This is a genomic window from Pseudorhodobacter sp. MZDSW-24AT, from assembly GCF_002794355.1.
Lineage (GTDB): Bacteria > Pseudomonadota > Alphaproteobacteria > Rhodobacterales > Rhodobacteraceae > Pseudotabrizicola.
The window spans coordinates 685,411-710,151 of sequence record NZ_PGOI01000007.1; the positions used below are offsets into that span (position 1 = coordinate 685,411).

Below are 24,741 nucleotides of genomic sequence, written 5' to 3' on the forward strand. Positions count from 1 at the left end.
TGCCCGTTCAGACTCCAACTGGTGTTGGCCAGCCTTCGGCGGCGGGCCGCCTAGTGATGGAAGATGTCGGTCGGCTCATTCCAGCCCAGAAGGTCCAGCTCGGCCCGGGTGGGCAGGAAATCGAACAGGCGCTGTGCCAGATCACTGCGCCCTTCGCGCGCCAGCCGCTTTTCCAACTCGGCCTTGAGCGCGTGAAGATGCAGCACATCCGATGCCGCATAGTCCTTTTGCGCCTCGGTCAGGGTGTCAGCGCCCCAGTCGCTGGTTTGCTGCTGTTTGGACACATCCACGCCCACCATTTCCTGCAAAAGATATTTCAGACCGTGCCGGTCGGTGAAGGTGCGGATCAAGCGTGAGGCGATCTTGGTGCACCACACCGGCTGCGTGGTGACGCCAAACGCCTGTTTCAGCGCGGCAATGTCAAAGCGGCCATAGTGGAACAGTTTCACCGTGTCCGGATCGGTCAGCAGCCGTTCAAGGTTCGGCGCGCGGTTTTGGCCCAAGGCGATCTGAACCAGATGCGCATCGCCCTTGCCATCCGAAAGCTGCACAACGCAAAGCCGGTCACGGCGCGGGTCCAGACCCATGGTTTCCGTATCGATCGCCACGACAGGGCCCAGCGTCAGGCCATCGGGAAGATCAGACTTGTGCAGGTAAATCGTCACGGGGCGGACCCTTCTTGCAAAACGCCTGCGCCTTAGCAGGCTGCGACGCAAATGAAAACGGCCGTCCTGAAGGACGGCCGTTTTGAATTTGGTGCCCAGAAGAGGACTCGAACCTCCACGCCTTGCAGCGCTGGTACCTGAAACCAGTGCGTCTACCAATTCCGCCATCTGGGCGATGGTGTGGGTGCTGTCTATGCGGGCAGATCGGGGGTGTCAACGGGCAGAAAACAACTTTCTCACAAAAAACTCAAACTGCCTGCGGCGGCCTTTCATCTTGCCCGCAAGGGGCGTGAAAGCTATGGAAGTCACAGCTTTCGTCAGGCCAAAAGGGTTCATCCGCATGAGCAAGCTTGTCACCATCTACGGCGGTTCGGGTTTCGTCGGTCGTTACATCGCGCGCCGTATGGCCAAGGATGGCTGGCGTGTGCGCGTTGCGGTGCGCCGCCCGAACGAGGCTTTGTTTGTCCGGCCTTACGGTGTGCCCGGTCAGGTGGAGCCGGTGCTGTGCAACATCCGCGATGATGCCTCGGTGCGCGCGGTGATGCAGGGCGCGGATGCCGTGGTCAATTGCGTGGGCATCCTGAACCGGTCGGGCAAGAACACCTTTGAGGCCGTGCAATCCGAAGGCGCCGCCCGCGTGGCCCGCATCGCCACCGAGCTGGCCGTGCCGCATCTGGTGCAGCTTTCGGCCATCGGTGCCAGCAAGACCAGCGACAGCGACTATGCCCGCAGCAAGGCCGAAGGCGAAGAGGCGGTTCTGGCCGCCTATCCGACAGCCGTGATCCTGCGGCCTTCGGTGATCTTCGGCACCGAGGACCAGTTCTTCAACCGCTTCGCCGGCATGGCGAAGATGGCCCCCATCCTTCCGGTTGTCGGTGCCAATACCCGGTTCCAGCCGGTTTATGTGGATGATGTGGCCAAGGCCGCCGTTCTGGCCGCCACGGGGCAGGCCGCGCCCGGCATCTATGAACTGGGCGGCCCCGATGTCACCCGTTTCGGCGATCTGATGACCAAGATGCTGGCCGTGATCCACCGCCGCCGCCTTGTTCTTAACGTGCCGTTTTTTGCGGCCCGCCTGATGGGAGGCGCCTTCGATCTGATGCAGGCGCTTACGCTGGGCCTGTTCGAGAACAAGATTCTGACCCGCGATCAGGTTCGCAATCTTGCGCGCGACAATGTTGTGGCCCAAGGGGCAAAGGGCTTTGCCGATCTGGGCATCGCGCCCACCTCGATCGATTCTGTCTTGCCGGAATACCTGTGGCCCTATCGCCCTTCGGGCCAATATGCCGCCATCAAGGATTCTGCGAAGAACCTGAAAAAGGCCTGACTTTATGGATAATATCGTGCTTGCAGCCCTTCTTGGTCTCCTCGAAGGGCTGACGGAATTTATTCCGGTGTCTTCCACCGGGCATCTTCTTCTTGCCGGGCATTTTCTCGGCTTTGACAGCCCCGGCAATACCTTTGAAGTGGTGATCCAGCTGGGGGCCGTTCTGGCGCTGATCTCGCTTTATGCTGTCAAGCTGACCGGGATTGCGTTTCGCGCGCGCAGCGATGTGGCGGCCCGTCGCACGTTGATCTCGCTGCTCTTGGCCTTTTTGCCGGCTGTGGTGATCGGCCTTTTCGCGCATGGCTTTATCAAGGCAGTGCTGTTCCAAACCCCGATCCTGATCGCTGTCATGCTCATCATCGGCGGTGTGATCCTGTTGGTGATCGACAGGTTGGCCCCGCCGCCCGTGCATTTCGATGCGACCGAGCTGCCGCTGCGCAAGGCCTTCTGGATCGGCGTCTGCCAATGTGTGGCGATGATCCCCGGCGTCTCGCGGTCGGGGGCCACCATCGTGGGGGCCTTGATGATGGGGGTGGAAAAGCGCGCGGCGGCCGAGTTTTCCTTTCTGCTCAGCTTGCCCACCATGGGCGCCGCCGTAGCCTATGATCTGTTCAAGTCGCGCGATCTGCTGGATTTCTCGGCAATGGCCGACATTGCCGTTGGCTTTGCGGTGGCCTTCCTGACGGCTGTTCTTGTCGTGCGTTGGGCTTTGGCCTTCATTGGAAAGCACGGGTATGCGGTGTTCGGCTGGTGGCGAATCATCGTCGGAACGCTCGCGCTGATGGGGCTTTGGGCGGGTGCCTGAGCATATAGGTATCGCCTGCTGACCTAATTTCGAGATAAAAAGTCAACACGGCTGACCAAAGCATCAAAAAACTGGAATAAAGGTCAGCATTGCTGACTTTTATTCCATGCGGCCCTTAGGTAAGAAAGCGCAACCCGAAATCCGCATGGGAGACGCAGCCTTGGCCACGCAGAAAATGCTCAAATTCGTGACCGTCGCCAAAGAGACGCCTGAAAAGCGTCCGCCCACATTGCGCAATCAGGATTTCCACGAAATCTATCGCGAATTCGCCGCCGAAAAGGCTGCCGAACAGGCCGGCCGGTGCAGCCAGTGCGGCGTGCCCTATTGCCAGTCGCATTGCCCGCTGCACAACAACATTCCCGACTGGCTCCGGCTGACCGCAGAAGGCCGCCTGCAAGAGGCCTATGAGATCAGCCAAGCCACTAACACCTTCCCGGAAATCTGCGGTCGCATTTGCCCGCAAGACCGTCTGTGTGAAGGCAATTGCGTGATCGAACAGTCGGGCCATGGCACTGTGACCATCGGTTCGGTCGAAAAATATCTGACCGACACAGCTTGGGAAAATGGCTGGGTCAAGCCGATCAAGCCTGCCGTCGACCGCCCGGAAAGCGTGGCCATCATCGGGGCCGGGCCGGGGGGGCTTGCCGCCGCCGATGTGCTGCGCCGCAAGGGCTATCAAGTGACGGTTTATGATCGCTATGATCGCGCGGGTGGCCTGCTCACCTATGGCATTCCCGGCTTCAAGCTGGAAAAGCCGGTGGTCATGCAGCGGATCGAACAGCTGGAACAGGGCGGCGTGCAATTCGTGCTGAACTGCACCGTCGGTGCCGACATCAGCTTTGATGCAATCCGGGGCCAGCATGACGCTGTGCTGATTGCCACCGGTGTTTACAAATCCCGCGACATCGAGGCTCCGGGCGTTGGCGCGCGCGGTGTGGTCAAGGCGCTGGATTACCTTACCGTCAGCAACCGCCAAAGCTTTGGCGATGACGTGCCGGAATTCGACTCCGGTGCCCTGAACGCTGCCGGAAAGCGCGTTGTGGTGATCGGTGGCGGCGACACCGCGATGGATTGCGTGCGCACCGCCATTCGCCAAGGTGCCACGTCGGTGAAATGCCTTTACCGCCGCGACCGCGCAAACATGCCCGGCTCGCAACGCGAGGTGCAGAATGCCGAGGAAGAGGGCGTTGAATTCGTCTGGCTCTCCGCCCCCAAAGGCTTCACCGGCGGTGAGGCCGTGGATGGCGTGATGGTGCAGAAGATGCGTCTGGGGGCCCCGGATGCCTCTGGCCGTCAGTCGCCCGAGGTGATCGAGGGCGCGGATTACATCGAACCCGCCGATCTGGTGGTGCAGGCGCTTGGCTTTGAACCCGAGGACATCCCCACGCTTTGGGGTGTGCCGGAACTGGCCGTCACCCGTTGGGGTACCATCAAGGCCGATTTCCGCACCCATGCGACCAATCTGCCCGGCGTCTATGCCGCAGGAGATATCGTGCGCGGTGCGTCTTTGGTGGTCTGGGCCATCCGCGACGGGCGCGAGGCTGCCGATGCCATTATGGCCTATCTGAAGCAGGCCGAAGTCGTCGCGGCAGAGTGACAGCCGCGCCGCGCTTTCTGTGCAAAGTTTGGGCTGGCGCGCGGGGGGCTCCGGGCGTCGGCAAGGGTCAGCACCGCTGACCAAAGACTGGAAAGGGATGGCAATGCGACATCTGATTCTCATGGCTGCGGTGGCGCTGCCGGCTCCGGCGCTGGCAGGCTCTTTCACGCCGCCCGAAGGCTGCACCACCTTTATGACGGTGCAGGCCCGGCAATGTCGGGTGTCCAACCATTACAAATGCAGCGCCGATACGCCCGGCGATCAGTGGCGCGCCGATTTTGATCAGGAAGGCCCCTATTTCGTCAGCCGCATCAATGCCGAGGCCGAATGGGTGGAAAGCTATGATCTGGGCGAAGCGGCGGTGCGTCAGACGCTGGACCCGAACCCGGCCGACCCGGCCTCTTTCTCTGAACTGCTCTCCTCGGGCACTGATACCTTTGCCTTCAACCTGAGCCGCGACAATGGTGAGCAAACCCGGGTCACGGGCTTTGACACGTTGACGGGGCGCAGCGTCACCATTGATGGTGTCACCTTGGCGGAAACCGAGTTTGAATTCACCGAAACCGACCCCAACGGGGTGGTGCTGCGCCAATCGCGCGGCCGCGAATACATCCACCCCGAGATGCGGCTTTTCTTCTCGGGCCCCTCTGAGTGGCGCGGCCCGGATGGCGACTTCCTGCCCACCGACGGCAGCCCCGTCACATTCCTTTTTCCGGGGGAACCCGGCTTTGCCGCCACCGAACCCCTGTTCGATTGCGACCCCCTCATGACACGCGCCACCCCAAGCCAGAAGGATTCCAGCCATGACCATCTATGACGACGCCTGGGTAAAAGCCGAAGAAACCAAGCGCGCCTGGCTGGACGCGCACGGTCTGTATAAGGCCGATGACGAACATTCGTCCTGTGGGGTGGGTCTGGTCGTGGCCATTTCCGGCAAACCCAGCCGCAAGGTGGTGCAATCTGGCATCGACGCGCTCAAGGCGATCTGGCACCGCGGCGCGGTGGATGCCGATGGCAAAACCGGCGATGGCGCGGGCATTCATGTGCAGATCCCGGTCAAGTTCTTCTATGACGTGATCCGCCGCACCGGGCATGAGCCTGATGTGAACAAATTGGTGGCCGTCGGTCAGGTCTTCCTGCCCCGCACCGATTTCGGCGCGCAGGAGCGCTGCCGCACGATCGTCGAGGCCGAAGTGCTGCGCATGGGCCATTACATCTATGGCTGGCGGCATGTTCCGGTGGATACCAGCGTGCTGGGCGAAAAGGCCAATGCCACCCGCCCCGAGATCGAACAGATCCTGATCCGCTGCGAAAAGGACATCGATCAGGAACAGTTCGAGCGGGAGCTTTACATCATCCGCCGCCGCATCGAGAAAGCGGCGATGGCGGCCCAGATTCAAGGCCTGTACCTGTGCAGCCTGTCCTGCCGCAGCATCATCTACAAAGGCATGATGCTGGCCGAACAGGTTGCTGTCTTCTACCCCGATCTGATGGACGACCGTTTTGAATCGGCCTTCGCCATCTACCATCAGCGCTATTCCACCAACACCTTCCCGCAGTGGTGGCTGGCGCAGCCTTTCCGCATGCTGGCCCATAACGGCGAGATCAACACGCTGAAGGGCAACGTCAACTGGATGAAATCCCACGAAATCCGGATGGCGTCGAACAACTTTGGCGACGCCGCCGAAGACATCAAGCCGATCATCCCGTCGGGCACTTCTGACTCCGGCGCGCTGGATGCCGTGTTCGAGGTGATGGTGCGCTCGGGGCGTTCCGCCCCGATGGCCAAGACGATGCTGGTGCCAGAGGCGTGGTCGAAAACCACGACCGACATGCCCAAGGCTTGGGCCGATATGTATGCCTATTGCAACGCCGTGATGGAGCCGTGGGACGGCCCCGCCGCGCTTGCGATGACCGATGGCCGTTGGGTTTGCGGCGGGCTTGACCGCAACGGGTTGCGCCCGATGCGCTATGTCGTCACCGGAGACGGCCTGCTGATCGCGGGGTCGGAGGCCGGGATGGTTCCGGTTGACGAATCCACCGTCCGCGAAAAAGGCGCGCTGGGGCCGGGCCAGATGATCGCGGTCGATATGAAGGACGGCAAGCTCTACCACGACGCCGAAATGAAGGACAAACTGGCCGCCGCCAACCCTTATGGCGACTGGATCGAAAAGGTTGTCGATCTGAACAGCCTGCTGCGCGACGTGCCGGAACGGGCACAGTTCGAAGGCGCCGAGTTGCGCAAGCGCCAGATCGCTGCCGGTTTCACGGTCGAGGAGCTGGAGCAGGTTCTGGCTCCGATGGCCGAAGACGGCAAGGAAATGATTGCCTCGATGGGCGATGATACCCCCGCCGCCGTGCTGTCCTCGGTCTATCGCCCGTTGTCGCACTTCTTCCGCCAGAACTTCAGTCAGGTGACCAACCCGCCCATCGACTCTTTGCGGGAAAGCCGGGTCATGAGCCTGAAGACCCGTTTCGGCAACCTCAAGAACGTGCTGGATGAAAACTCCAGCCAGACCGAGATTCTGGTGCTGGAAAGCCCGTTCATCGCCAACGCCGAATTCGAGGTCATGTGCAAGCATTTCGGCGAAAGCGTCGCCTATATCGACTGCACCTTCCCGGTGACCGCAGGGCTGGATGACCTGCGCCAAGGGCTGGAACGGATTCGGGCAGAGGCGGAAGATGCCGTGCGGTCTGGCGCGAGCCATCTTGTGCTGACGGATGAGCATCAGGGGCCCGAAAAGGTGCCGATGCCGATGATCCTCGCCACGTCTGCCGTGCACAGCTGGCTGACGCGCAAGGGGCTGCGCACCTTCTGTTCGGTCAACGTGCGTTCGGCAGAATGCATTGATCCGCATTATTTCGCGGTGCTGATCGGCTGTGGTGCTACCACCGTCAACGCCTATCTGGCACAAGACTCCATCGCCGACCGCATCGCACGCGGCCTCATTGATGGGTCGCTGACCGATGCCATGCGCCGCTACCGCGACGCGATCGACGGTGGCCTGCTCAAGATCATGTCCAAGATGGGCATCTCGGTGATCTCCAGCTATCGCGGCGGTCTCAATTTCGAGGCTGTCGGCCTGTCGCGTGCTATGTGTGCCGAATACTTCCCTGGCATGCACAGCCGCATCTCGGGCATCGGCCTGACGGGGATCGAGCAGAAGCTGGAAGAGGTTCACGCCAAGGGCTGGCTGGGCGGCGCCGATGTGCTGCCGATCGGCGGGTTCTACAAGGCGCGCCGCTCGGGCGAAAAGCACGCTTGGGAAGCGCAGACCATGCACATGCTGCAAGCGGCCTGTGACCGCGCCAGCTTTGACATCTGGAAGCAATACACCGCCGCCATGCGGGCCAATCCGCCGATCCACATCCGCGATCTGCTGGACATCAAGCCCTTGGGCAAGCCCGTCCCGATTGAAGAGGTCGAATCGATCACCTCGATCCGCAAGCGGTTTGTGACTCCGGGCATGTCGCTTGGCGCCTTGGGGCCAGAGGCGCATAAAACGCTCAACGTCGCCATGAACCGCATCGGCGCCAAGTCCGACTCGGGCGAGGGCGGCGAAGATCCGGCGCATTTTCTGCCCGAAGCCAATGGCGACAACCCTTCGGCCAAGATCAAGCAGGTGGCTTCCGGGCGCTTTGGCGTGACGGCGGAATACCTCAACGCCTGTGAAGAGCTGGAGATCAAGGTCGCCCAAGGTGCCAAGCCCGGCGAAGGCGGCCAGCTGCCCGGCATGAAGGTGACCGAACTGATCGCCCGCCTGCGGCATTCGACCAAGGGCGTCACGCTGATCAGCCCGCCGCCGCACCATGACATCTATTCCATCGAAGACCTTGCGCAGCTGATCTATGACCTCAAGCAGATCAACCCGCGCGCCAAGGTGACGGTGAAGCTGGTGTCCTCGTCCGGCGTCGGCACCATTGCCGCCGGGGTTGCCAAGGCCAAGGCCGATATCATCCTGATCTCGGGCCACAACGGCGGCACCGGGGCCAGCCCCGGCACCTCGATCAAATATGCAGGCCTGCCATGGGAAATGGGCCTGACCGAGGCGCATCAGGTTCTGTCGATGAACAACCTGCGTGACCGCGTCACGCTGCGCACCGATGGCGGCTTGCGCACGGGCCGCGATGTGGTGATGGCCGCGATGATGGGGGCCGAGGAATATGGCATCGGCACCGCCGCGCTGATTGCCATGGGCTGCATCATGGTGCGTCAGTGCCAGTCGAACACCTGCCCGGTGGGCGTCTGCACCCAGAACGAAGAGCTGCGCAAGAAGTTCACCGGCACCGCCGACAAGGTGGTGAACCTGATCACCTTCTATGCGCAGGAAGTCCGCGAACTGCTCGCCTCGATCGGGGCGCGGTCCTTGGATGAAATCATCGGTCGCGCCGATCTGCTGACGCAGGTGTCGCGCGGGGCCGCGCATCTGGACGATCTGGACCTGAACCCGCTGCTGATCACGGTCGATGGCGCGAACCGTATCACCTATGATCGGTCCAAGCCGCGCAATGCCGTGCCAGACACGCTGGATGCCGAAATCATCCGCGATGGCGCCCGCTTCTTTGAAGAGGGTGAAAAAATGCAGCTGTCCTATGCCGTGCGCAACACGCACCGCACCATCGGCACGCGGGCATCCAGCCATATCGTGCGCAAGTTCGGCATGCGCAACAGCCTGCAACCCGACCATCTGACGGTGAAGCTCACCGGCAATGCGGGCCAATCGCTGGGTGCATTTGCCACGCGCGGGTTGAAGATCGAGGTGATGGGCGACGCCAACGACTATGTCGGCAAGGGCCTGTCGGGGGGCACCATCGTGGTGCGTCCGCTGATGTCTTCGCCGCTGGATGCATCGGAAAACACCATCATCGGCAATACCGTGCTTTACGGGGCGACCGACGGGTTCCTCTTTGCCTCGGGACGCGCGGGCGAGCGTTTTGCCGTGCGCAACTCGGGTGCGAAAGTGGTGGTCGAAGGCTGCGGATCGAACGGGTGTGAATACATGACCGGTGGGGTTGCGGTGATCCTTGGCCGCATCGGCGCCAACTTTGGCGCCGGGATGACCGGGGGCATGGCCTATCTGTATGATCCAAACGGCGTGGCCGAAGATTTCATGAACCTGGAATCGTTGGTGACCTGTGCGGTCAGCCACCCGCATTGGGAAGCGCAACTGCGTGGCCTGATCGAAGCCCATGTGCGTGAAACCGGCAGCCGCAAGGCCGCGTCGATCCTTGCCAATTGGGAAGCCGAGCGGGCCAATTTCCTGCAGGTCTGCCCCAAGGAAATGCTGGTCCACCTGCCGCATCCGCTGAGTGACGAAGCGGTCAAGGTTCCGGCAGAGTAAGCCACGCGGCACCGGACCAAAGGGCCCCCTCGCGGGGCCCTTTTCCATTCGGGCAGATGGCTTGACCCCGGTCGCATCATCGGGCCTAACAGGGCATGGCCACGACACCCAAGAAACCCCGCAAAGCCAAGGACACGGCCCCGCTGCTGATCGCCCCCGTGCGTTCGCTGCGCCGCAAGGTGCTGCGCTGGACGCTGCGGGGAATCGCGGGCGTGGCGGCCTTCTTTGCCGTGCTGGTGCTGCTGTTCTCTTTCCTCAATCCCCCGACAAACATCTACCAATTGCAGGAATCCGCACGTTTGGGTGCGCTGCAACGGGAATGGGTGGCGATCGAAGACATGGCGCCCGTCATGGGTCGCTCTGCCGTTGCGGCCGAGGATGCCAATTTCTGCCTGCACTTCGGTTTTGACATGAACGCCATCCGCGCCGCTGTCGCCCAAGGCGGCACGCGGGGGGCCTCCACCATCAGCCAGCAAGTGGTGAAGAATGTCTTCCTCTGGCACGGGCGGTCGTGGCTGCGCAAGGCGATGGAAAGCGTGCTGACCCCGGCCATCGAACTGGTCTGGTCCAAGCAGCGCATTCTTGAGGTCTATCTCAATATCGCGGAATTCGACGAAGGCGTGTTCGGCGTGCAGGCCGCCGCGCGGCATTACTTCAATGTCGATGCCCGCAACCTGAGCGCGCTGCAGGCCGCCCGGCTGGCGGCGGTGTTGCCCGATCCAAAAGGCCGCTCGGCCTCTAACCCGTCGAACTTCGTGCGCAACCGCACCCGATCCATCATTTCGGGGGCCGAGACGATTGCCGCCGACGGGCGCGACAGCTGTTTCCGGCCCTGACCTGCCTTGGGTCTGATGGTTTTGAAGCCCGTCTTTTTTGCACCCGGCCATTGACGACAGCAGGCAATCCGCGATTGAAGAGGCAGCACAGATGCCAAAGGGGACCGCAGCATGACCTTCAACCGCAGCATCAAGATCGCGCCGTCGATCCTGTCCGCCGATTTCGCCAATTTCGGGATGGAATGTCAGGCGATCGAAGCGCAGGGCTGCGATTGGGTGCATGTCGATGTGATGGACGGGCATTTCGTGCCCAACCTGACGTTCGGCCCCGCCACCTGCGCCGCGATCCGCCCCCATATCAAGGGTGTGATGGACGTGCATCTGATGATCTCACCGGTCGATGCCTATATCGACGCCTATGCCAAGGCCGGGGCCGATGTGATCACCGCGCATCTGGAGGCCGGGCCACATATTCACCGCAGCTTGCAGGCCATTCGCGGGGCAGGGGCCAAGGCTGGCCTTGCGCTGAACCCGGGCACCGGGATCGAAGCGGTGCAGCACCTGCTCGACATGGTTGATCTGGTTTGTGTGATGACGGTGAACCCCGGTTTTGGCGGTCAGAAGTTCATCCATTCCCAAGTTGAAAAAGTGCGGGCTCTGCGCGCGATGATCGGCGACCGTCCGATCCATATCGAGATTGATGGCGGCGTGACCGTGGACACGGCGCCGCTGGTCGCCGCCGCCGGGGCCGATGTGCTGGTCGCCGGATCGGCGGTGTTCAAGGGCGGTTCCGTCCAGAACCCCGCGCCTTATGGCGATAACATCCGTGCGATCCGCGCCGCAGCCGAGGCGGCGGTATGACGCCGGCGCAGCTGGTTTTCGACCTTGACGGCACGCTGATCGATTCCGCCCCCGATATCCATGCCGCTGTCGCGCGGATGCTGGCGGGCGAAGGCCTGCCGCCGCTGGATTTGGCCACGGTGACCAGCTTCATCGGGAATGGCCTGCCCAAGCTGGTGGAGCGTGTCATCCTCCACAGTGGTCTGGATATGCGGACGCATCCCCGGCTGACGCGCGCCACGCTGGAGCAATACAACGCGGCCCCGGCGGCGCTGACCCGGCCCTATCCCGGCGTGGTCGCGGTGCTGACCGCCCTGCAAGAGGCGGGGCATCCGATGGCGCTGTGCACCAACAAACCCGAAGCCCCGGCCCGCGCTGTGCTGCGCGATCTGGGGCTGGCGCCGTTTTTTCCGGTGGTGATCGGCGGTGACAGCCTGCCCGTCACCAAGCCAGACCCGGCCCCGCTGCACGCCTGCATCGCGGCTTTGGGCGGTGGCCCCACCATCTATATCGGCGACAGCGAGGTGGACGCCGCCACCGCGCAGGCGGCGCGGGTGCCCTTTGCCTTGTTCACCGAAGGCTATCGCAAGACGCCGGTGGCCGATCTGCCCCATGCCGTCCGCTTTACCGAGTTTCACGCGCTGCCCGCCGCCTTGGCACAGATCAGCCTTTCCTGAGGTCGCGGCAGGGGCCAGATGCCGTTGCGCATTGAACCCCTGTGGCTTGGCCTGTATCACTCTGACAACAATTTCACGGGTGTTGCATGATCCGCCTTTACCATTTCCCCCTGTCTCCCTTTTGCCGCAAGGTGCGCCTGACGCTGGCGGAAAAGAAGCTGGAGGTGGAGCTGGTTGAAGAGCGCTATTGGGAGCCCAGCCCGGATTTCCTGCGCCGCAACCCGGCCGGCAAGGTGCCGATCCTGAAGCTTGAGCAAAAGACGCTGAGCGAAAGTCAGGCGATCTGCGAATATCTGGACGAGACGTTCCCCACCCCCGCCCTGATGCCGCGCGACCCCGAATTGCGCTATGAGGTGCGCCGCATCTGCGCTTGGTTCGATGACAAGTTCCACGATGAGGTGACGTCGAAACTGCTGTATGAGCGGGTGAACAAGAAGGTGATGAAGCAGGGGTATCCGGATTCCAAGAATGTGAAGTTCGGGGCGGGTCGCATCAAGTTTCATCTGGATTACATGGCCTGGATTCTGGATCAGCGCCGCTGGCTGGCTGGCGATATCATGACGCTGGCGGATTTCACCGCTGCCGCGCATCTGTCTTGTCTGGATTACATCAGCGATGTGGACTGGAACCGCTCGGCCACCGTGAAGGACTGGTATGCCAAGATCAAATCGCGTCCCAGTTTCCGCACGCTTTTGGCCGATCAGGTCCCGGGTTTCCCGCCGCCCGCACATTACGCCGATCTTGATTTCTGAGCGGACGATTTTTCTGCGAAAAATCAAGCCATGAGTCTGACACCGCAGCGTGAGCGGCGGCGGGGTCAGATGAGTATTTGAGAAAGGTGCAAATCAGGCGCGTTTGGGGAGTGACGCGATGCCCAAGGTTTGCAGCACCTTGGCCTCGATCTGCGCCGCATCCATCCCAGCCGCGCGATACATCGCCTCTGGCGAGGCGTGGTCGATGAAGGTGTCGGGCAGGACCATGGAGCGGTATTTCAGGCCCTTGTCGAAAATGCCTTCATCCGCAAGCAGATGCGCCACATGGCTGCCAAAGCCGCCGATGGCGCCTTCTTCGATCGTGATCAGCGCCTCATGGTTGCGGGCGAGATTCAGGATCATGTCATGGTCCAGCGGCTTGGCAAAGCGGGCATCGACGACGGTCGGGGCAAGGCCCTTTTGTGCCAGAGTTTCGGCGGCTTTCAGCGTTTCCGCCAGTCGCGTGCCGAAAGACAGGAGCGCCACGCGGTTGCCGTTCTGGATCAGCCGGGCCTTGCCGATGTCCAAGGGGGTGCCGCGCGTCGGCAGTTCGACCCCCACGCCTTCGCCGCGCGGGAAGCGGAAAGCGATGGGGCCATCGTCATGCGCCACTGCCGTTGCGACCATATGCACGAGTTCGGCCTCATCCGCGGCGGCCATCACCACGATCCCGGGCAGGTTGGCCAGAAAGGCCACGTCAAAGCTGCCGGCATGGGTGGCGCCATCGGCCCCCACCAGCCCGGCGCGGTCGATGGCAAAGCGCACCGGCAGGCGCTGGATGGCAACATCATGCACCACCTGATCATAACCGCGTTGCAGGAAGGTGGAATACAGCGCGCAGAAGGGCTTCATCCCGCCAGCCGCGAGCCCGGCCGAGAAGGTGACGGCATGTTGCTCGGCGATGCCGACGTCAAAGCAGCGGCGCGGGAAACGGTCGGCAAACAGATTCAACCCGGTGCCATCGGGCATCGCGGCGGTGATGGCCACGATCTTGTCATCCCGCTCTGCCTCGGCAATGAGCGCTTGCGCGAAGACCTTGGTATAGCTTGGGGCATTGCTGACGGCCTTGGCCTGCACGCCTGTCAGCACGTCGAACTTGCCCGTCGCATGGCCCTTGTCGCGCGCGGCTTCGGCCGGGGCGTAGCCTTTGCCTTTCTTGGTGAGCACATGCAGCAGGATCGGTCCTTTGGCCCGCGCATGGGCGGTGCGCAAGACCGGCAGCAACTGGTCCAGATCATGGCCATCGATCGGCCCGATGTAGGAAAACCCCAGCTCTTCGAACAGGGTGCCCCCCACCGCCATGCCTTTCAGCATTTCCTTGGCCCGGCGCGCGCCTTCCTGCAAGGGCGGCGGCAGCAGCCCGAGCGCGCCTTTGGCGGCGGCCTTCAGGTCTTGCAGCGGGGCCTCGGCATAGAGGCGGCTGAGGTAGCTCGACAGCGCGCCCACGGGCGGCGCGATCGACATTTCATTGTCGTTCAGCACCACAAACAGCCGCTTTTTCAGATGGCCCGCGTTGTTCATCGCCTCGAAGGCCATGCCCGCGCTCATGCTGCCATCGCCGATCACCGCGACCGCATCACCCGGATCGCCGCCCAGATCGGCGGCCATGGCAAAGCCCAGCGCGGCGCTGATCGAGGTGCTGGAATGCGCGGCACCAAACGGATCAAACGGGCTTTCCGAGCGTTTGGTGAACCCTGACAATCCGCCTTCCATCCGCAAGGTGCGGATGCGGTCGCGCCGCCCGGTCAGGATCTTGTGCGGATAGCACTGATGGCCGACATCCCAGATGATCTTGTCACGCGGTGTGTCGAACACCGCATGCAGTGCCACGGTCAGTTCCACCACACCCAGACCCGCGCCCAGATGCCCGCCGGTCACCGACACCGCCGAAATCGTTTCGGCCCGCAGCTCATCGGCCAGTTGGCGCAGCTCGCGGTCGGTCAGCGCCTTCATGTCCGAAGGGAAGGTCACACGGTCCAGCAGCGGGGTTTTGGGTCGGTCGGTCATATCCTGCCTTTGGCCTCAGCTGTCGCGTGCGATTACAAAACGGGCGGCGTCTATCAGGATTTGGGCCCTGTCACCATAGGGTGCAAGATGACCCTCGGCCTCTGCGACCAAGGCCCGCGCCTGCGCCCGCGCCTCCTCCAGCCCCAGCAGCGAGACGAACGTGGCCTTGCCGGCCTCGGCATCCTTGTGCAGACGCTTGCCTGTCTGCGCCTCGTCCCCGGTTTCATCCAGAATGTCATCGGCGATCTGGAACGCCAAGCCAAGGGCCGTGGCATAGGCCCGCAAGGGGGCGGGATCTGCTCCGGCGATCACCGCCCCTGCTTCGGCGGACCAGCGGATCAGAGCCCCGGTCTTGCCCGCCTGCAGCCGGGTGATCTGGTCGAGCGTCAGCGGCATGACAGCGGTTTCGGCGGCAATGTCCAGCGCCTGGCCCAGCACCATGCCTTCGGCGCCCGAGGCCACCGCCAGCCCGCGCAGCAGCGCGATGCGCGTTTCGGCCTCCCCCAGCACCGGGTCACACAACAGCTCAAAGGCCAGCGTCTGAAGTGCATCCCCCGCCAGCACCGCTGTCGCCTCATCCCATTTCACATGCACCGTGGGCTGGCCCCGGCGCAGATCATCATCATCCATGCAAGGCAGGTCGTCATGCACAAGGCTATAGGCGTGCAAGCATTCCACGGCCGCCGCCGCGCTGATGGCACGCGCGGGCGGAAGGCCGAACAGCGCCGCGGTTTCCAGCACCAGAAAGCCGCGCAGCCGCTTGCCGCCCGCCACTGCATAGCGCATGGCATGGACCACTGGCACATCGGCGCGATCCGCCAGCGCAAGGTCCAGCCGTGCCTGAATCAACCCGCCCGCTTGGGCCAGAGCGGCGGGAAAGCTCACATCCCCTCCACCGGGGTGGTGCCGATGGCACGGCCTTCGGCGGCGCGGATCATCTCCACCTTCTCTTCCGCCTCTTTCAGCTTGGCCTCGCAATGCGCCTTGAGTTTGGCCCCGCGCTCATACAGCGCGATGGAGGCGTCCAGCGCCACATCGCCGCGTTCCAGTTGGCTGACCACCTGTTCCAAGGCGGCCATCGCCGCTTCAAAGCTCATGTCGCTTACAGGTGTTTCGGCGGGTTTGTCGGTCATGCGGCTTGCCTTCCCAGTTCGGTCACATGCGCGGCCACACATTCTGCCAGCGCGTCGAGATCATAGCCGCCCTCCAGCGACGATACCACCCGGCCCGCGCAGCATTCGTCCGCCAGCGCGCAGATCGCGCGGGTCAGCCGGGCGAAATCCGGCGTGCTCCAGTTCAGTCCTGCCAAGGGATCATCGCGATGCGCATCGAACCCGGCGCTGATCAGCACCAGTTCTGGCTGCCAATGCCGCAAGGACTCGAGCACCGGGGCCCAAGCCGCCCACATCTGCGCGCCGCCCGATCCCCCCGACAACGGCAGATTGGTGATCTGCCCGTGCGCGCCGCGCTCCTCCGCGTGCCCCGTGCCGGGATACAGGGGCATCTGGTGCGACGACACAAACCGCACCCGCGCCTCATCCCACATCAGGTCTTGCGTGCCATTGCCGTGATGCACGTCGAAATCCAGCACTGCCACCCGGCTTAGCCCATGCACTTCGATCGCCCGCATCGCCCCGATGGCCACGCTGCCGAACAGGCAGAACCCCATGGCGGTCTCCCGCTCGGCATGATGGCCGGGCGGGCGCGCCGCCACAAAGGCCCGCCCGCCTTGGGTCATCACATGATCCACCGCCGCGCAGACCCCGCCCACCGCGCGCAAGGCTGCGGTGTAAGATCCGGGCGACAGGTAGGTATCGCCATCGACCTGTGCCCAGCCTTGCGCCGGCACCGCCGCCCGCAACCGCTCTATATAGCGTGGCGGATGGCAGCGCAGCACATCCTCCACCGCGCCCAAAGGCGCCGCCCGCCGGGTGACGGCCAACCCCTTTAGCCCACGCTCCACAGCCTGCAAGCGGGCCACCTGTTCGGGGTGGCCCGGCGGCGTCACATGCTGAAGGCAATCGTCATGGGTCAGCACCAGCACCGGATCAGTCATTGATGTCGCGGTCCCACAGCCGGACCTGCCCCTTGCGCACCCCCAGCACGCGGCGCAAGACGACCCAGGCGATCAGAGAGGCCACCGCGAAGACCAACAGCAACAGCGGCAGGCTGCCCCCCAGCAGCCCCAGCCCAAGGCCCGCGCCCACAACCACCGCCCCAATCGCAAAGCCGACAAAAATATAGCCCGGCGCCAGCACCTCCAACACACCCAGCGCAAAGCCCGCCACGATCCAAACCCACCACACCGCCCACATCAGCTGCGCCCCTTCAACATCTTGAAGGCATCGGCAAAGGCATCCAGCGCCTGCGCCGGCACCAGAATCGTCTGCTTGCCCGGCCCTTGCGCCACTTTTGCCAAAGCCTCCACCTGTGCCAGCGCCAGCTGATACTGCGCCGCTTCCAGCCCGGATTCCTTGATCGCCTCGGCAATCGCCGATGTGGCATAGGCTTCGGCATCCGCCGTCACCCGTTTGGCCTTGGCGGCCTGCTCGGCGGCATAAAGATCCGCGTCGGCTGCCAGCTCGACCGATCGTTTCTTGCCCTCGGCCTCCATCACCTGCGCGCGGCGTGCGCGCTCGGCGTTCAGCTGCTGCAACATCGCGGCCCGTGTCGCCTCGTCCAGATTCACATCCAGAATCTCGGCCCGCGTCACCTCGACGCCCCAGTCATCCACCATGGCGCGCACCTGTTCGCGCACCCGCTCGATCAACTGGGCACGATTCGACTGCACCTGATCCAGCTCCAACTTGCCAATCTCGCTGCGCACGATCCCGGCCACCGTGGTGGCAATCGCCGCATCCACATCCCGGATGCGGTAGACAGTCTTTTCAGGCTCGGTGATCCGGTAAAACACGCTCGTCTCCACCTTCACCAGCACGTTGTCGGCGGTGATGGCATCCTGACTGGCGGTCGGCAACTGCCGCTCCAGAATGGAAATGCGGTGTGCCACCCGGTCCAGAAACGGGACCACGAAGTTGATCCCCGGTCCCAGCACGGACCGCAGACGGCCAAAGCGTTCCACCACATGCTTTTCCGACTGCGGCACGATGCGCACCCCCAGAAAGATGCACAGGATGACAAAGACGGCGATGGCCAGAAAGACTGCATTGCCGCCCAGAAACTGCTCAAAATCCATGAAAATCCGCTCCGTCCGCAGAATTGCGCCCTGTCAGGATGGCGGCTTCCCCGGCCATAGGCAAGGCTGGGGAAAATCTTGCGCCACAAGCGGCCTGCGCCGTTCATTCTTCGCCTGATTCTTGATCGAACAAAACTTCCTCCTGCCAATTGGCGCATATTGGCAGAAGTCTTCGCAATTATGCGTCGGCGCGCGCCATCTTTGCCAGAATATCCCCGCATCTTCGATGCATCTTCGGTCAAACACCCTCTGCGTGAAAGGTTTGCCCATGAAAATCGTCGTCCTCGGCTCTGGCGTCATCGGCGTGACCTCGGCGTGGTATCTGGCGCAGGCCGGGCATGAGGTCACGGTGATCGACCGTCAGCCCTCCGCCGCGATGGAGACCAGCTTTGCCAATGCGGGCGAGATTAGCCCCGGCTATTCCGCGCCTTGGGCTGCGCCCGGCGTGCCCCTGAAGGCCATCAAGTGGATGTTCATGGAACATGCCCCTTTGATCGTGAACCCTAAGCCCGATATGGCCAAGATCCGCTGGATGCTGCAAATGCTGGGCAATTGCACCCATGCGGCCTATGCGGTGAACAAGGGCCGGATGGTGCGGCTGGCGGAATATTCGCGCGATTGCCTCACCGATCTGCGCGCGCAAACCGGCATCGCTTTCGATGAACGTCAGCAAGGCACGCTGCAACTCTTCCGCACGCAAAAGCAGGTGGATGCGGCGGGCAAGGATATCGACGTGCTGCGCCAAGGTGGCGTTCCGTTCGAAGTCCTCGATGTGGCAGGCTGCCTTGCGGTCGAGCCGGGTCTGGCCGATGCAGCGGGCAAGATCGCAGGCGGCCTGCGCCTGCCCAAGGACGAAACCGGCGATTGCTTCAAGTTCACCCAAGGCCTCGCCGCGCGCGCGGCCGCCTTGGGTGTCACCTTCCGCCACGGCGTCAGCATCACCCGGCTGAACCGCGCAGGAGAACGCATCACCTCGGTCACCACGTCCGAAGGCGAGGTCACTGCCGATGCCTTCGTGCTGGCGCTCGGCTCCTATTCTCCGAAACTGGCCGCCGACCTTGGCTTCAACCTCCCGGTCTACCCGGTCAAAGGCTACTCCATCACCATTCCGGTGGTCGATGCCGCGCGCGCGCCCGTCTCCACCGTGATGGACGAAACCCACAAGATTGCCATCACCCGCTTGGGAGACCGCATCCGCGTCGGCGGCATGGCAGAGATCGCAGGCTTTGACCTGTCGCTCTCCGACAAACGCAAACGCACCCTGCAACATTCGGTCGAAGACCTGTTCGGTGGCGCCGGGGATCAGTCTCAGGCCACCTTCTGGACGGGCCTGCGCCCGATGACCCCCGATGGCACCCCCATCATCGGCCGCTCGCCGGTCGCGAACCTTTTCCTCAACACCGGCCATGGCACGCTGGGCTGGACGATGTCGGCGGGCTCGGGCCGGTTGCTGGCTGATCTCGTCTCGGGCCGCGCGCCCGAAATCGAAAGCCGCGATCTCGGCTTCGATCGCTACCAGAAACCGGCGACATCCGCCGCGCCAAAGCTGCAGCCCGCCCCGGCGCGCTGACGCCTGTGGCTTGCACCTTTCTGAAATACTCCCGCCGGAGGCTCCCACCGCAGCCTCCGGCGGCGCGTTATCCCGCTGTGCGCCCGCGCGCCAAAAGGCTATGCTGCCCGCATCATGCCTTCCTTGTGCCGCGATTGCCTGACCCAGTTTGAAACGGCCCCGCCGCGCGGCCGCTGCCCGGCCTGTCGCGGCCCGCGTCTCTTGTCGCACCCCGACCTTTTTACGCTGTCCATTGCCCATATGGATTGCGATGCCTTCTATGCCTCGGTGGAAAAGCGCGATGATCCCAGTCTTGCCGACAAACCCCTGATCGTCGGCGGTGGCACGCGCGGTGTGGTCTCCACCTGCTGCTACATCGCCCGCATTCATGGTGTGCGCTCGGCCATGCCGATGTTTCAGGCGCTCAAGCTTTGCCCCGAGGCCGTGGTCGTCAAACCGCGCATGGCCCGCTATGTCGAGGTCAGCCGCGCCATCCGCGCCATGATGGAGGATCTGACCCCGGCGATCGAACCCCTCTCGCTGGACGAGGCCTTTCTCGATCTGACCGGGACCACCCGCCTGCACGGCGCGCCCCCCGCCGTTCTGCTTGCGCGCCTGACCAAGCGGATGGAGGACGAACTCGGCGTCACCGGTTCGATCGGCCTTGCCCATAACAAGTTTCTGGCGAAAATCGCCTCGGATCTCGACAAGCCGCGCGGCTTTTCGGTGATCGGTCCGGCGGAAACCGAATCCTTCCTGCGGCCCAAACCGGTGCGCATCCTTTGGGGCGTGGGCACCGCGCTGCAATCCGCGCTGGAACAGGCGGGCATCCGCACCATTGCCGATCTTCTCCGCTGGGACCGCGCCGATCTGATGGCCCGCTTCGGTCAGATGGGGGACCGGCTCTGGCATCTTGCGCGCGGGCAGGACAGCCGCCGTGTCACCCGCGATGAAAAGCTGAAGTCCATTTCCAAGGAAACGACCTTCCACGAAGACACCGCTGATCCCGATCTTCTGGACGGTCATCTTTGGCGGCTGTCGGAACAGGTGGCCGATCGCGCCAAGGCCAAGGCTCTGGCCGGGCGCACGGTGACGCTGAAGCTCAAGCGCAAGGATTTTCAGATCATCACCCGCCGCCATGCGCTGCCGGATCCCACCCAGATCGCCGACCGCATTTACCGTACCGCGCGCGATCTGTTCGACCATTCCGGCACCAAAGGCCCGTTTCGGCTGATCGGGGTGGGTCTCTCTGACCTTGCCCCAGAGGATCAGGCCGACCGTTCGGGCGATCTGCTCGACCCGGATGCCGCCAAACGCGCGCGCGCCGAACGCGCGGCCGACGCGATTCGCGCCCGTTTTGGCAAAGAGGCGATCATCAAGGGGCGCGCGCTGCGCTAGGCCCATTGGGCCTCCCGCGGTTATTCCGCCGCCAGCGGCACCTGAAGGCGCCCGATCCGGGTGATCTCGGCAACAACGCCAGAGATCAGGGCACGGAAGGCCTCGAAATCCGCCGAAGGCAGAATCTGCGCCTCATCCATATACAGGGCCCGGTCAATCTCCACCTGAACCACATGATACCCCCGTGACGGGCGGCCATAGGTCTGGGCGATATAGGCCCCGGCAAAGGGGGCATTGCGCGACACCCGCAGGCCTGCCCTGCGAAACGCGGCCTCGATCTGGTCGACCACATCGCGCGCGGCCGCAGCCCCGAATCGGTCACCCAGCACCACTTCGGGCCGGGCTTGACCGGGGCGGGAATGCGCCTCGATCGCCTCATGCGGCATGGAATGGCAATCCACCAGAATCGATTGGCCAAACTGGCTGTGGCTGGCTTCCGTCAGCTGGCGCAAGGCCGCGTGATAAGGGGTCCAATGGCGTTTGATCCGTGCCTCGGCCTCTTCAAGCGGGATCTTGCCCCGATAGATCTGCCGCCCCCCCGAGACCACCCGGGGAATCACCCCCAGCCCAGAGGCCACCCGCGGGTTGTGCGGGCTGCGCGGCACGCCTTCTACCACCGAGGCGTCCATCTCATCCGCGGCCCGATTCAGGTCCACATAGGCGCGCGGCGCCGTGGCCGCGATCAGAGGTGCCCCGAAATCGGGAGCGGACATGAACAGCTCATCGACAAAAGCATCTTCGGAAGAGCGGATCATATGGGCATCCAGCACCGACTCGGCCAGAAAGGCTGGCGGATAGGCCCTCCCGCTGTGCGGCGAAGAAAACACCACTGGCGTTTCACGCCGTCTGGGCTGGTAAAGGGTAAAGGCTTCGCTTTGCACTGCTGTCTCCCGCTCGTGCATGTTATAGCGGGCTTTGCCAAAATGCCAAAAGCCAAGATTGCAGGGCGGTGACGCGCCGAAAGCCTCTTGCAGCCCCGGACGCAACTGGCTATAGACCCCCCCACACCGACGCGGTTCCTCCCGCGTCCTTTTCTTTGGGATGTTGGGGGACGGCGGCTGTAGCGTGGGCGGTTAGCTCAGCGGTAGAGCACTACGTTGACATCGTAGTGGCCACTGGTTCGATCCCAGTACCGCCCACCATTCACCGCTCCCATCTTGGGGGTCATTGTTTTCAACTGGCGCGTGATGCGCCGCGACCTAGGAAAGAGACGACCATGAAAGTCGCCAACTCGCTCCGTTCGCTGAAGACGCGTCACCGTGATTGCCAGATCGTGCGCCGCAAGGGCCGCGTCTATGTGATCAACAAGACGCAAAAGCGCTATAAGGCCCGTCAGGGCTGATTTCGCTTGCAGCGACGTATTCAAAAGGCCGCCACGGGAAACCGGGCGGCCTTTTCTCTTTGCCGCCATTGTCAGACGCGGCTTGTCAGCGGCCGGGGTCCGGCTAGGTCTGAATGATGTTCACCGTTTCCCGCACCCGTGTTCTTGCCACGCTGATCGCCGCTGCCACCGTCGGGCTGGCGATGCTGGGGGCCAATGGCATTCCAGTTGACGCGACGGCACTGTTGCGCGCTGTGCTGCCGCTGCCCGTCGGGGCTGCCCTCGCGCAATGGCTGCTGTTTCCGCTCTTCGCCCGGCACGACGGGGGCAAGGGGCTGGCGCTCGATATCCTTTTGTGGGGCGGGCTTATCGGCCTTTCGGGCGTTTTCGCGGGCACTCTGATTCTGCCCGGGGCCGGAACGCTTCTGGGGGCGCTGGTCACGTTGTCGCTGCCGATGCAATCGCCGCTCGCGGCGGCTGTTTACGCCTTTGGCGCCACGCTTGGCCTATGGCTGATGCGGCGCGCCAAGATGTCTGGCCCGCGCCAAGGCGCTTAGGAGGGCGGGTTGGCTTGAGCAAGCCGCGCCTCCGGTTTAGCCTGCGAGTCGCCGCATCCTTGTCCGAGGCTCCATGCATCCCAATCCCGCCTTCCGCACCACCGAGCCTGCGGCGCTGCGCGCCTTTGCGCAGGCGCAAGGCTTTGGCATGCTGGCCGTGAATGGCCCCGACGGGCCGCTTGCCGCCCATGTGCCCTTTGTGCTGTCGGCGGATGGCCAGACGCTTGATCTGCACCTTGCCCGTTCAAACCCCATTGCCCGCGCAGCGCTGCCCTTGCCCGCGCTGCTCGCGGTGCAGGGCCCTGATGCCTATGTCTCGCCCGATTGGTATGGCCCGCAGGATGAGGTGCCCGATCAGGTGCCGACTTGGAATTACATCGCCGTCCATCTGCGGGGCACTCTGCATCCGCTGCCGCTCGAGGCGCTGGAGCCGCATCTTGATGCCATCAGTGCGCTGCAAGAGGCGCGGCTTCTGCCCAAACCGCCATGGACCAGCGCCAAGATGACCCCGGGCGCCATGCCGCGCATGATGCGGATGATCCTGCCTTTTCAGCTTCGGATCACGGATATGCAGGGCACTTGGAAACTGAACCAGAACAAGCCGCCCGAAGTCCGCGCGCGGGCGGCGGCCGCCTTGCGCGCGCGTCAGGGGCAAACCGATGGCGCGCGGCTTGCCGACGAGATGGACCGCATTCTTCCGCCCGACCCGGCCTGAGCGTCATTCGCGGGGATGTCACTGCCGGGATGGACAGCGGGCCGCCCCCCGCCTAGGATTCAAGCTCTTCGACCGGAGGTTGCCATGCCAATGCCCCTTGCGCCTTTGTTGCCGCTTGCCCTGCGATTGGGGGCCATCGCCGCCATCGGCTATCTTGGTCAGCGGCTCATCCGTCAGCATGGCCAGATTGGACGCACTGACCAGCGCGCCGAAGAAGCGCTGGATGATCTGCCCGAAGGTCTGGCCAGCCATCGCCCCCGCGATGTGCAAGGTCAACGGAACACAAGCTTTCGCCTGCGCCGCAGCTTTTGCGTGGGCGAGAAAACCTATGAACTTGACGCGGGCGTTCTGGCCCGCCTGCGCCTGCGGGAAATTGAATGAAACTGTTTCACTCGCCTACCTCGCCCTATGTCCGCAAGGTCATGGTGCTGATCGCGGAAACCGGGCTGACCGGGATCGAGCTTGTTCCTGCCTCCGGCACCCCGGTCGCACCCGATGCCGGCGTGATCGAACGCAACCCGCTGGGCAAAATCCCGGCGTTGTGCCGCGATGATGGTGCAACGCTCTATGACAGCCGGGTGATCTGCCAGTTTCTCAATGACAAGGCCGGAGCCAAGCTTTATCCGCCTGCGCCGCGTCTGTGGGACACGCTCACCGTCGAGGCCACGGCTGATGGCATTCTCGATGCGGCGCTGCTGATGGTCTATGAAACCCGCCTCCGACCCGAAGACTGCCGCCATGCCCCGTGGGTTGAGGGGCAATGGTCCAAGGTCGCGCGGGCGCTGGATGAGCTGGAGCGTCGCTGGATCGACCATCTGAACGCAGGCCCGCTGGATATGGGCCAGATCGCCACCGGCTGCGCACTGGCCTATCTGGATCTGCGCCACGCCACGCGCCACTGGCGGATGGGCCACCCGCTGCTGGCAGCTTGGGAAGCGGGTTTCGCAGCGCGTCCGTCGATGCAGGCGACACAGCCTCCGGCTTGATCCTTGCGCGCGGCAAAAGCCGCTTATGAGGGGGCAAGCCCGCGCCCGGCGGCCGCGCTGCCACCTGCCGGAGCGCAGGGGTTCCTATGCGGAGCGGGTGGCTTGCACGCTACCTCTTGTCGCAGGGGGTTGAATTGCGGCATCCTGCGCGCACCATTTCGCCAATACTTGTCGCGCCCTATCCGCCACAGGCAAGGAAATAACGGTTCAAACTGAGTCACATGCGCCGTA

Annotated in this window: 24 protein-coding genes and 2 tRNA genes; 17 read left to right on the forward strand and 9 right to left on the reverse strand. The window is 63.5% G+C overall.

All coding sequences use genetic code 11. The annotated features are described in order from the left end of the window. Positions 1 to 50: 50 nt before the first annotated feature. Together CUR21_RS09355 and CUR21_RS09360 are read right to left on the reverse strand one after the other, a co-directional pair. A complete protein-coding gene (locus CUR21_RS09355) occupies positions 51 to 665 on the reverse strand; it encodes a ribonuclease D (RefSeq protein WP_100196712.1) in 615 nt (204 codons plus the stop codon). An 89-nt stretch (positions 666 to 754) separates the two neighbouring features. Then, positions 755 to 839, reverse strand: a tRNA-Leu gene (locus CUR21_RS09360). A gap of 166 nt (positions 840 to 1,005) precedes the next feature. Here CUR21_RS09360 and CUR21_RS09365 point away from each other — a divergent pair. From CUR21_RS09365 to CUR21_RS09405, 9 genes are all read left to right on the forward strand, one after another. Then, the gene (locus CUR21_RS09365; RefSeq protein ID WP_100196713.1) at positions 1,006 to 1,992 is read left to right on the forward strand and encodes a complex I NDUFA9 subunit family protein; all 987 of its coding nucleotides are present in this window, start codon (positions 1,006 to 1,008) and stop codon (positions 1,990 to 1,992) included. A gap of 4 nt (positions 1,993 to 1,996) precedes the next feature. Continuing rightward, entirely contained in the window at positions 1,997 to 2,797 is an 801-nt protein-coding gene (locus CUR21_RS09370) for an undecaprenyl-diphosphate phosphatase (RefSeq protein WP_100196714.1), read from the forward strand. Between the two features lie 160 nt (positions 2,798 to 2,957). Next, the gene (locus tag CUR21_RS09375; RefSeq protein WP_100196834.1) at positions 2,958 to 4,394 is read left to right on the forward strand and encodes an NAD(P)-dependent oxidoreductase; all 1,437 of its coding nucleotides are present in this window, start codon (positions 2,958 to 2,960) and stop codon (positions 4,392 to 4,394) included. Between the two features lie 103 nt (positions 4,395 to 4,497). Further along, positions 4,498 to 5,211 carry a hypothetical protein gene (locus CUR21_RS09380; protein WP_100196715.1) on the forward strand — a complete coding sequence of 238 codons (714 nt, stop codon included), beginning with the start codon at positions 4,498 to 4,500 and terminating at the stop codon, positions 5,209 to 5,211. After that, on the forward strand, positions 5,198 to 9,736 hold the full coding sequence (gene gltB / locus CUR21_RS09385) for a glutamate synthase large subunit (protein ID WP_100196716.1): 4,539 nt from the start codon (positions 5,198 to 5,200) through the stop codon (positions 9,734 to 9,736). Before CUR21_RS09380 ends, gltB begins: the two co-directional genes overlap by 14 nt. Positions 9,737 to 9,831: 95 nt before the next feature. Continuing rightward, positions 9,832 to 10,572 carry a monofunctional biosynthetic peptidoglycan transglycosylase gene (gene mtgA / locus CUR21_RS09390; RefSeq protein ID WP_100196717.1) on the forward strand — a complete coding sequence of 247 codons (741 nt, stop codon included), beginning with the start codon at positions 9,832 to 9,834 and terminating at the stop codon, positions 10,570 to 10,572. Positions 10,573 to 10,683: 111 nt separating this feature from the next. Continuing rightward, a complete protein-coding gene (gene rpe / locus CUR21_RS09395; protein ID WP_100196718.1) occupies positions 10,684 to 11,373 on the forward strand; it encodes a ribulose-phosphate 3-epimerase in 690 nt (229 codons plus the stop codon). Beyond that, on the forward strand, positions 11,370 to 12,029 hold the full coding sequence (gene gph, locus CUR21_RS09400) for a phosphoglycolate phosphatase (RefSeq protein ID WP_100196719.1): 660 nt from the start codon (positions 11,370 to 11,372) through the stop codon (positions 12,027 to 12,029). The genes rpe and gph overlap by 4 nt, the downstream gene beginning before the upstream one ends. Before the next feature lie 86 nt (positions 12,030 to 12,115). After that, a complete protein-coding gene (locus CUR21_RS09405) occupies positions 12,116 to 12,781 on the forward strand; it encodes a glutathione S-transferase family protein (protein ID WP_100196720.1) in 666 nt (221 codons plus the stop codon). Between the two features lie 93 nt (positions 12,782 to 12,874). Here the strand turns inward: CUR21_RS09405 and dxs are convergent, their stop codons facing one another. Genes dxs through CUR21_RS09435 form a run of 6 tightly spaced genes read right to left on the reverse strand, consistent with a single transcriptional unit; the run spans position 12,875 to position 17,984 of the window. Further along, entirely contained in the window at positions 12,875 to 14,788 is a 1,914-nt protein-coding gene (dxs, locus tag CUR21_RS09410; RefSeq protein WP_100196721.1) for a 1-deoxy-D-xylulose-5-phosphate synthase, read from the reverse strand. Between the two features lie 15 nt (positions 14,789 to 14,803). Further along, positions 14,804 to 15,673, reverse strand: a complete 870-nt coding sequence (locus CUR21_RS09415; protein WP_232622737.1) for a polyprenyl synthetase family protein — start codon at positions 15,671 to 15,673, stop codon at positions 14,804 to 14,806. Further along, positions 15,670 to 15,921, reverse strand: coding sequence for an exodeoxyribonuclease VII small subunit (locus CUR21_RS09420; RefSeq protein ID WP_100196722.1), 252 nt, complete (start codon positions 15,919 to 15,921; stop codon positions 15,670 to 15,672). The genes CUR21_RS09415 and CUR21_RS09420 overlap by 4 nt, the downstream gene beginning before the upstream one ends. Then, on the reverse strand, positions 15,918 to 16,844 hold the full coding sequence (locus tag CUR21_RS09425; RefSeq protein WP_100196723.1) for a histone deacetylase family protein: 927 nt from the start codon (positions 16,842 to 16,844) through the stop codon (positions 15,918 to 15,920). Before CUR21_RS09425 ends, CUR21_RS09420 begins: the two co-directional genes overlap by 4 nt. Next, positions 16,837 to 17,106, reverse strand: coding sequence for a hypothetical protein (locus CUR21_RS09430; RefSeq protein ID WP_198431665.1), 270 nt, complete (start codon positions 17,104 to 17,106; stop codon positions 16,837 to 16,839). Before CUR21_RS09430 ends, CUR21_RS09425 begins: the two co-directional genes overlap by 8 nt. Then, positions 17,103 to 17,984, reverse strand: coding sequence for an SPFH domain-containing protein (locus CUR21_RS09435; RefSeq protein WP_100196725.1), 882 nt, complete (start codon positions 17,982 to 17,984; stop codon positions 17,103 to 17,105). The genes CUR21_RS09430 and CUR21_RS09435 overlap by 4 nt, the downstream gene beginning before the upstream one ends. 226 nt (positions 17,985 to 18,210) lie before the next feature. Between CUR21_RS09435 and CUR21_RS09440 the strand changes: the two genes are divergently transcribed. Beyond that, positions 18,211 to 19,554, forward strand: coding sequence for a D-amino acid dehydrogenase (locus tag CUR21_RS09440; protein WP_198431652.1), 1,344 nt, complete (start codon positions 18,211 to 18,213; stop codon positions 19,552 to 19,554). 114 nt (positions 19,555 to 19,668) lie between these two features. Next, positions 19,669 to 20,931 (forward strand): DNA polymerase IV, encoded by a 1,263-nt coding sequence (locus tag CUR21_RS09445; RefSeq protein WP_100196727.1) that lies wholly within the window; start codon positions 19,669 to 19,671, stop codon positions 20,929 to 20,931. 20 nt (positions 20,932 to 20,951) lie between these two features. Here the strand turns inward: CUR21_RS09445 and CUR21_RS09450 are convergent, their stop codons facing one another. After that, positions 20,952 to 21,812: an N-formylglutamate amidohydrolase gene (locus CUR21_RS09450; RefSeq protein WP_100196836.1), complete on the reverse strand. Its 861-nt coding sequence runs from the start codon at positions 21,810 to 21,812 to the stop codon at positions 20,952 to 20,954. A 186-nt stretch (positions 21,813 to 21,998) separates the two neighbouring features. Here CUR21_RS09450 and CUR21_RS09455 point away from each other — a divergent pair. From CUR21_RS09455 to CUR21_RS09480, 6 genes are all read left to right on the forward strand, one after another. Then, positions 21,999 to 22,073 (forward strand) — tRNA-Val (locus tag CUR21_RS09455). A 74-nt stretch (positions 22,074 to 22,147) separates the two neighbouring features. After that, complete coding sequence (ykgO, locus tag CUR21_RS09460; RefSeq protein ID WP_100196728.1) at positions 22,148 to 22,273, forward strand: type B 50S ribosomal protein L36; 126 nt, start codon at positions 22,148 to 22,150, stop codon at positions 22,271 to 22,273. A gap of 116 nt (positions 22,274 to 22,389) precedes the next feature. Continuing rightward, on the forward strand, positions 22,390 to 22,809 hold the full coding sequence (locus CUR21_RS09465) for a hypothetical protein (RefSeq protein WP_198431653.1): 420 nt from the start codon (positions 22,390 to 22,392) through the stop codon (positions 22,807 to 22,809). 73 nt (positions 22,810 to 22,882) lie between these two features. Then, entirely contained in the window at positions 22,883 to 23,524 is a 642-nt protein-coding gene (locus tag CUR21_RS09470) for an FMN-binding negative transcriptional regulator (RefSeq protein WP_100196730.1), read from the forward strand. An 84-nt stretch (positions 23,525 to 23,608) separates the two neighbouring features. Beyond that, on the forward strand, positions 23,609 to 23,905 hold the full coding sequence (locus tag CUR21_RS09475) for a hypothetical protein (protein ID WP_100196731.1): 297 nt from the start codon (positions 23,609 to 23,611) through the stop codon (positions 23,903 to 23,905). Further along, positions 23,902 to 24,510: a glutathione S-transferase gene (locus tag CUR21_RS09480; RefSeq protein WP_100196732.1), complete on the forward strand. Its 609-nt coding sequence runs from the start codon at positions 23,902 to 23,904 to the stop codon at positions 24,508 to 24,510. The genes CUR21_RS09475 and CUR21_RS09480 overlap by 4 nt, the downstream gene beginning before the upstream one ends. The last annotated feature ends 231 nt before the right edge of the window (positions 24,511 to 24,741 follow it).

Bases quoted from the DNA above. Each gene is read 5' to 3' on its own strand.
- CUR21_RS09365 (WP_100196713.1), top strand. From the start codon at position 1,006: ATGAGCAAGCTTGTCACCATCTACGGCGGTTCGGGTTTCGTCGGTCGT.
- CUR21_RS09370 (WP_100196714.1), top strand. From the start codon at position 1,997: ATGGATAATATCGTGCTTGCAGCCCTTCTTGGTCTCCTCGAAGGGCTG.
- CUR21_RS09380 (WP_100196715.1), top strand. From the start codon at position 4,498: ATGCGACATCTGATTCTCATGGCTGCGGTGGCGCTGCCGGCTCCGGCG.
- gltB (WP_100196716.1), top strand. From the start codon at position 5,198: ATGACCATCTATGACGACGCCTGGGTAAAAGCCGAAGAAACCAAGCGC.
- mtgA (WP_100196717.1), top strand. From the start codon at position 9,832: ATGGCCACGACACCCAAGAAACCCCGCAAAGCCAAGGACACGGCCCCG.
- rpe (WP_100196718.1), top strand. From the start codon at position 10,684: ATGACCTTCAACCGCAGCATCAAGATCGCGCCGTCGATCCTGTCCGCC.
- gph (WP_100196719.1), top strand. From the start codon at position 11,370: ATGACGCCGGCGCAGCTGGTTTTCGACCTTGACGGCACGCTGATCGAT.
- CUR21_RS09405 (WP_100196720.1), top strand. From the start codon at position 12,116: ATGATCCGCCTTTACCATTTCCCCCTGTCTCCCTTTTGCCGCAAGGTG.
- dxs (WP_100196721.1), bottom strand. From the start codon at position 14,788: ATGACCGACCGACCCAAAACCCCGCTGCTGGACCGTGTGACCTTCCCT.
- CUR21_RS09420 (WP_100196722.1), bottom strand. From the start codon at position 15,921: ATGACCGACAAACCCGCCGAAACACCTGTAAGCGACATGAGCTTTGAA.
- CUR21_RS09425 (WP_100196723.1), bottom strand. From the start codon at position 16,844: ATGACTGATCCGGTGCTGGTGCTGACCCATGACGATTGCCTTCAGCAT.
- CUR21_RS09435 (WP_100196725.1), bottom strand. From the start codon at position 17,984: ATGGATTTTGAGCAGTTTCTGGGCGGCAATGCAGTCTTTCTGGCCATC.
- CUR21_RS09440 (WP_198431652.1), top strand. From the start codon at position 18,211: ATGCATCTTCGGTCAAACACCCTCTGCGTGAAAGGTTTGCCCATGAAA.
- CUR21_RS09445 (WP_100196727.1), top strand. From the start codon at position 19,669: ATGCCTTCCTTGTGCCGCGATTGCCTGACCCAGTTTGAAACGGCCCCG.
- ykgO (WP_100196728.1), top strand. From the start codon at position 22,148: ATGAAAGTCGCCAACTCGCTCCGTTCGCTGAAGACGCGTCACCGTGAT.
- CUR21_RS09465 (WP_198431653.1), top strand. From the start codon at position 22,390: ATGTTCACCGTTTCCCGCACCCGTGTTCTTGCCACGCTGATCGCCGCT.
- CUR21_RS09470 (WP_100196730.1), top strand. From the start codon at position 22,883: ATGCATCCCAATCCCGCCTTCCGCACCACCGAGCCTGCGGCGCTGCGC.
- CUR21_RS09475 (WP_100196731.1), top strand. From the start codon at position 23,609: ATGCCAATGCCCCTTGCGCCTTTGTTGCCGCTTGCCCTGCGATTGGGG.
- CUR21_RS09480 (WP_100196732.1), top strand. From the start codon at position 23,902: ATGAAACTGTTTCACTCGCCTACCTCGCCCTATGTCCGCAAGGTCATG.